The organism is Terriglobia bacterium, assembly GCA_020072565.1.
Classification (GTDB): domain Bacteria; phylum Acidobacteriota; class UBA6911; order UBA6911; family UBA6911; genus JAFNAG01.
In genome coordinates this window covers 1-6,167 of sequence record JAIQGI010000116.1, presented here as the reverse complement: position 1 = coordinate 6,167, position 6,167 = coordinate 1, and the positions used below count along the sequence as shown (strand labels likewise).

At 57.6% G+C, this 6,167-nt stretch carries 4 protein-coding genes; 1 reads left to right on the top strand and 3 read right to left on the bottom strand.

The annotated features are described in order from the left end of the window. Positions 1-798: 798 nt before the first annotated feature. From LAP85_29365 to LAP85_29355, 3 genes are all read right to left on the bottom strand, one after another. The gene (locus LAP85_29365) at positions 799-3,399 is read right to left on the bottom strand and encodes an ABC transporter permease (protein ID MBZ5500522.1); all 2,601 of its coding nucleotides are present in this window, start codon (positions 3,397-3,399) and stop codon (positions 799-801) included. Between the two features lie 12 nt (positions 3,400-3,411). Then, positions 3,412-3,744, bottom strand: a complete 333-nt coding sequence (locus tag LAP85_29360) for a PadR family transcriptional regulator (GenBank protein ID MBZ5500521.1) — start codon at positions 3,742-3,744, stop codon at positions 3,412-3,414. Positions 3,745-4,108: 364 nt separating this feature from the next. Further along, positions 4,109-4,330: an ATP-binding protein gene (locus tag LAP85_29355; GenBank protein MBZ5500520.1), complete on the bottom strand. Its 222-nt coding sequence runs from the start codon at positions 4,328-4,330 to the stop codon at positions 4,109-4,111. Between the two features lie 460 nt (positions 4,331-4,790). On the opposite strand from LAP85_29355, the gene LAP85_29350 reads away from it, so the two are divergent. After that, positions 4,791-5,861 (top strand): hypothetical protein, encoded by a 1,071-nt coding sequence (locus LAP85_29350; GenBank protein MBZ5500519.1) that lies wholly within the window; start codon positions 4,791-4,793, stop codon positions 5,859-5,861. Positions 5,862-6,167 lie beyond the last annotated feature (306 nt).

Sequence of the window (6,167 nt, the reverse complement as noted above, 5' to 3'; positions counted from 1 at the left end):
CGCGGCATTTTCCATCAGGGCATAAGCCGATCGTCGATGCTATGAGCGTCTGAGCACATGTCTGGAGTTTTATCTGCGCCGCCCAGTTGTGCGGCGCCGGCAAGTGAACAGATGGCGCCCTTTCATAATGCGTATTACGTTAGATCTCTGTCGGAAGTGCTCCGGAAGAAAATAGTCGAACATGGCGCAAGGTCGCGCCCGGAGCACTTTTGATAGAGACGTATGAAGTGAGCCGCTGGCGCAGCGCCCGACAGGGCACTCCCTATGGGTTTTCTATCGGCGTGGGGAATAAAAGAAACCGTGGCTGAGAACTCAGATTGCATCCTGTTTACAGTAGACCGGATCTGCGCAGCCGTAAGGCGCTCAACGATGCACATGGTCCTATAAGGATAGGTAAAATTGCCTGCCTTTGGTAGGAAAATAGGGACGCAACCCCTGCCGGACAGAACCATCCGTGGCTAGGTCGGCCACATCTCGGCGCAGGTCATGAAGCGCTACTCCCACATCTGCCGGCAGGAGCTCAACCGCGCAGCGGCGGCACTTGGGACGAAGTTCCCCAAGCAGGTGCTGGTTATCACGCCGGAGGATGCCGATGGCGCCACGGTCAATTAAGAATTATCCATGTCAGGCGGGCGGAAGGTTCCGAAATCGGGACTTCGTCGGGGTTAAGGCGCAGTCTCAGAGTAATCCGTTAACCCCCCGGAATTCCATAAACTGAGACCACTTCGCAGTGAAAATTCAATTTCCGGGCTGTCGCGACGGTTCTTTAGCAGACAAATCAGAGAGCCGAATCCACGACTACTCGCCGCGCAGCACGGTCATTGGGTCTGTATGAATCGCCCGCCGCGCGGGCATCAGGATAGCCAGGAACGCCACCGCCGCTACGGCCAGCATGGCCCCGGCTAGGGCCAACGGGTCCGCCGGGCTTACGCGATAGAGGAACGCGGAAACGACCCGAGCTAGCGCTACCGCGCCAATCATGCCGATCGCCGCCCCAATCGCCACCATCGAAAGGCCCTGCCGCAGGACCAGTCTCAGCACATCGGCTGTGCGCGCTCCCATCGCCATGCGCACGCCAATCTCGTGGGCGCGGCAAGTGACTCCGTGCGATACTACGCCATACAGGCCTACGCCCGAGAGAAAGATTCCCAGGATTGCGGAGATCCCCAACAAGCCCGCTGCGGCTTTCCAGAGGAAGAACGCCAAGCCCATCTGCTGGCGCAGCGTGACCAACGAATGAAGGGTCACGCCGGAAACCGCATCCCGGAATGTTTTGCGGACGGATTCGGCCATCGCCGCCGGATCGCCCGCTGTCTCGATCAGCACGGTTCCCCCTCCGCGCGAGAACAGGAAGAAGAATGGCGTTGGCGGTTCCAGCAGCGCTTGGTACTTGCCGGTCTCGACCACACCGACGATCTGGCGATCCTTGCCGTCTACTCGAAAAAACTGGCCTAGGGCGCGGCCGGCATCGCCCCAGAAACGGCGCGCCATCTGCTCGTTCACAATGGCGACCCCCGCGGAATCGGATGTTGTGAAATCGCGGCCGCAGAGGATCGCCGTGCCCATCGCGGTGAAATACTCGGGGCCCGCTGCATTGCCGCTGATCCCCACCGGCTCGTCTGTCACACCCGCAATGGAGACCTGCCGCGCACCTCCACCCGAACCGCTGAGCGGCGGCTCCTGGACGGAACTGACGCGGCGCACTCCGGGAACTGCCCGTAACCTGCCGAGCATATCCTCATAGTTGAAATTGGGACGCTCCGCGTTCGGGAGCAGGGTGGCGAAGAGTACATGCCGTCCCGTGTCAAAGCCTGGCCGAATGTTCTGCACTTGGAAATAGCTCCCCACCAACAGGCCAGTTCCGACCAGCAGGAATTGCGAACACGCGATCTGCGCAATAATAAGGCCTCCCCGAAACCAGGACCGCGATTTGCCGCTGGACGTCTCGCCTTTGAGTACCGCTACGAGATCCGGACGCGAAACGCGCAGAGCGGGCAGCAGACCCGCGGCTAATGTGGTGATCATCGAAAGCAGCAGGGTGTAGGCCAGCAGGCGGGCATCCACGCGCAGACCCAGGTCGAACGTCATGGGTAGCGACGGTAGAACCGCGGGGACCGCCTGCATCAGCCAAAGTGCGAGCAGGAGACCGAGTCCGGCGGCTGCCAGCGCCAGCAGCAGACTTTCGGCGAGCAATTGCCGGAGCAGGCGCCAACGCCCCGCGCCAAGGGCCAGGCGCATCGCGAACTCCCGTCGCCGCGCCTCGCCTTGGGCCAACCGGATTCCCGCGACATTCGCGCAGGCTATGAGGAGCACCAGGCCAACGAGTGAAAGTATGATGGCGCCGAGCACGGCCTTCCCAGGATCGTTCACTGGTCGCAGGACTACGACCTTGCCTCGATTCGTGGCGGGATACTCCTTCGTGAGTTGCGTCGCGATGGCGCTCAATGCTGTCTCGGCCTGCTGGCGGCTGACGCCGTCGCGCAATTGGACCGTGACATCCACCGATATACTGCCGCGCTGCATCAGATCTTTGCGAGCTATCCTGTCCAATAGGGAGGCGGCGCTCAACGGAACCCACATGTCGAAGGGCGTCACGTGTTGGATCGGCTCCCGGAAGTCGCGTGCCGCCACTCCGACGACATGGAACGGCTGGAACTGAATCATGACGGTCTTGCCGGCGATATCGGCCGCCCCGCCGAATTTCCGCTGCCACAGCGAGTAACTCAGCATTACGGGAGGCGCGCCTTCGAAGCGGGCGTCACTCTCCACCAGTGTCCGTCCCACGGCGGCACGTACCCCCAACAACGGGAAATAGTTTTCGGAAACCATTTCCGCGGACACGAGTCCGTTGGCGCCGTTCACGTTGAGTATCACACCGTGGCCAAATGCGGCTATGAAATCGGCCACATCGCGCCCGCGCGCCTGGTAATCCAGAAAATCGGGATAGGTGGTATTTTCAATTACGCCCGCGCGGTCGGCTTTGGCGTAGAGGAAGAATATTTGTGAGCTCCCCTGAACCGTGGCGGGCTTCAAGAACAGTCGGTCCACGACGCTAAACAGCGTGGTGTTTGGACCGATGGCCACGGCTAGCGAAAGCACAGCGACCGCCGTGGTTCCGGGATTCTTCGCGAACATCCGGAGGGCGTAGCGGGCGTCCCGCCAGAGGTCTTCCAGCCAGCGCGCCGGCCGAACATCGCGGCATTCTTCTTTGACTTGCTCCTGCCCGCCCATCTCGACACGCGCGCGGCGTCGTGCCTGATCCGGATTCATCCCGGTCTTGATCTTCTCTTGCACCAGCATTTCCAGATAAGAGTTGATTTCCTCACTCAACTCTCTTTCCCGACGATCCTTGCGCCAAAAGGAGCGCACTGCGTTCGCCACTCGCGCAAACACCGGCATGTCCGGCCCCCTTTACACTGTCTCCAGCACTCTTGTGACTGCCAGGGCAATACGTTCCCAATTCCTCTGCTCCTCATCCAGTTTCCTGCGGCCCGCCGGCGCCAGCTTGTAGTATTTGGCCCGACGGTTGTTCTCCGACTCCCCCCATGTACCCAAAATCCAACCCTCCTGCTCCAGGCGATGCAGGGCGGGAAAGAGGGAACCTGCCGGCACTTGAAAGGCTCCCATGGTGATCTGCTCGATGCGTCGTGAGATGCCCAGCCCGTGCATCGGTTCAAGGGCCAGAGTTTTCAGAATCAACATATCCAAGGTGCCGCGCAGAAGATCAGACCTGTCCTGACTCATGCAACCTCCGCACTGAACGACTTCTATAGATTTTCTATACGAAGACCGGCCGACAAAAGTTCCCTCTTCCCAAGGGACAATTTAGGCAATGGAGCCGGACCACGCCAAATATTTGCATTTACACAAGATCCTCCTGTGGAAGGGGCGTGGGAGGGGTCTTAGGTGAAGATTTCCGGGCTGTTTTCTGCATCTAACACCAAACTGCCTTGAGGAATTGATCCGTTCACATGCTAGATGGCGGTATGGAGCTGATGCATGGTTCCCTGCACATGTTCTGAAACTTCAGCGGGTTGAGTTCAAGATAGAATTTCGAATCGAGGCACACGAATTCAGAGGCACGAGCCATTCGGCGACGGACAGGGTCTCAGAATCGCCTGATGAAGGCGATGCCGCCCAACTGCCCCATCTGTTGCAGAATCCAGGCACGCCGTTCCTCCACATATGCTGAGGGCGCGCGGAAGGGCCTGGTGCCGATCAGCCCGTCCTTTTCGGAGAGCAGCCCGGCCACGGAGTGGATCTTGGTGGTTTCGATCGCCTCGTCGAAGCTCATGGCGGGGAGAATCGCCGGCAGGCGGCGCGCGAGCATGGTCTTGCCTGATCCGGGCGGGCCTATGAGAATAATGTTATAGCTGGTTTAACTCCGCCTCGTTCTGCGTTCGAGACCGCCGCCGGTTGCCCCCGCACTCCCGGAGAGCGAGATCGATGATCTCAGTTTTTGGTGACTGTGAGAGATCAATCCGTCATGCCGGTAGGAGACGTGTATGAAAACTCTAAGATTCCCATGATTTGTAGCATCGTTTTCGCTGTACAATACGCTTACAAATGCCTATGGATTTGAAGACGAAGTCGGCAGCATCGCCCTGCTCTTTGACAAATCGCTCCGGGTTTGGAGTATCCAGCAGGGAAAGATAGTTGCCACTGTCAAGGGGCGTGCAAATGCCAAGCTTCTAGCATACCCGCATAAAGAGAATTGACGCATCGATATCGGCGCTATTTCTTCACAAGGATTGGATTTTCAAAACTTATTTTACGGATGGAGGTATCCAATGCGAACGCGAAGCTCTCTTGCAGCATTCCTCCTGATTCTGCCGATTACGACCTACGCACAAAACCTTTACCCACGCAAGGATCTGGCCTTTGCCCAAATTGCAGTAGGAGGCGGCTATGAATCCGTCTTGAATCTGACGAATCGTGGGACAAGTAGCTACAATGGCACGCTCAGTCTATTCCGTGCTTCGGGACAGGCTTGGAGTCCACTGGTGAACGGGAATGCCATCACAAATGGGAAAATGGATTTTTCTCTGGAGCCCAGTGCGACCCGGACCGTGCGGATTACTGGGTCAGGCGGGGTTGAAGCGGGGTTTGCCACAATCAAGGCGTCGGGCCAAGACCTAACCAGTTTCCTGGAGGGAACACTGACCTATTATGTACTGTCCGAAGGAAGGGTTGTGGATAGCATCGGCGTGCTGCCTTCCAGCGAGACTTATCTTGCCACTATCCCGTTTGATGATTTCTCTACCATCGCCCTCGCCCTTGCGAACCCCAATACCGCTGCGGCAATGACGCAGCTGACTCTGTTCTCCGAAACGAACGCCCAGGTAAGTAATCTGGGTCAGGTGCTTCAGCCAAATCAGCACATACCACAGTACCTATGGCAGTTCTTCCCAAGCGTCCAAATGACCAAGGGACGGCTAGAGATACAATCCGATCTTCCCATCCTGGGAACGGCGCTTACCGACGCAGGCGGTCAATTCTCCTCTCTGCCCTTAGTTCCTGCGGTCAAATCCTACAGTTTCACAATGGTCACCCAAAACGGCATTAGCGGTGAATTGAGTATCTGGATAGATGGCGCCTACGTAAGCGGATATGTTCGTTTTGTGGTAGTTGAGGGACAACCCCAAAATCCCCCACCAGTTCTACGCCTGAGCGGTCTGTTCTCCGACGGGATTCTCCAATTATTCGACGGAGTCCCACAGGCGCCGTTTATCGATTACTATCTCTTCAACCCGTTTTCGTTATCGATGACCAAGGTAGACGGATATCGTCAGCAGTTGCGTGACAATAAAATTTTCACGCCTGGCAGCGGAACGAAAACGACGCTCACTGCAATCAAATAGGACGGTCGTTTAAGGCAATGACGCGGACGGACTTGGAATGATGGCACATAGGAAGGACAAGCTGGCTACTGTTCTCACCCTCCGGGCGCACCCCCCTGCAGGCAGGCCCCTCCGCTGCTGATAAGATGCGATGAACTGAACCGGTGGGAACCGTTTCAATTCCGCGTTATGGGATTTTGGCGAAATTTACCGGCCAATCGGGACTCTGTAGAAGGAAAATGAAGTGAGATCACCATGGGTAGTGCTGGCTGTGACTGAGGTGGGTTATTCTCTTTCAGGTGCCGTTTTGGCTCGCATACTTGAAAG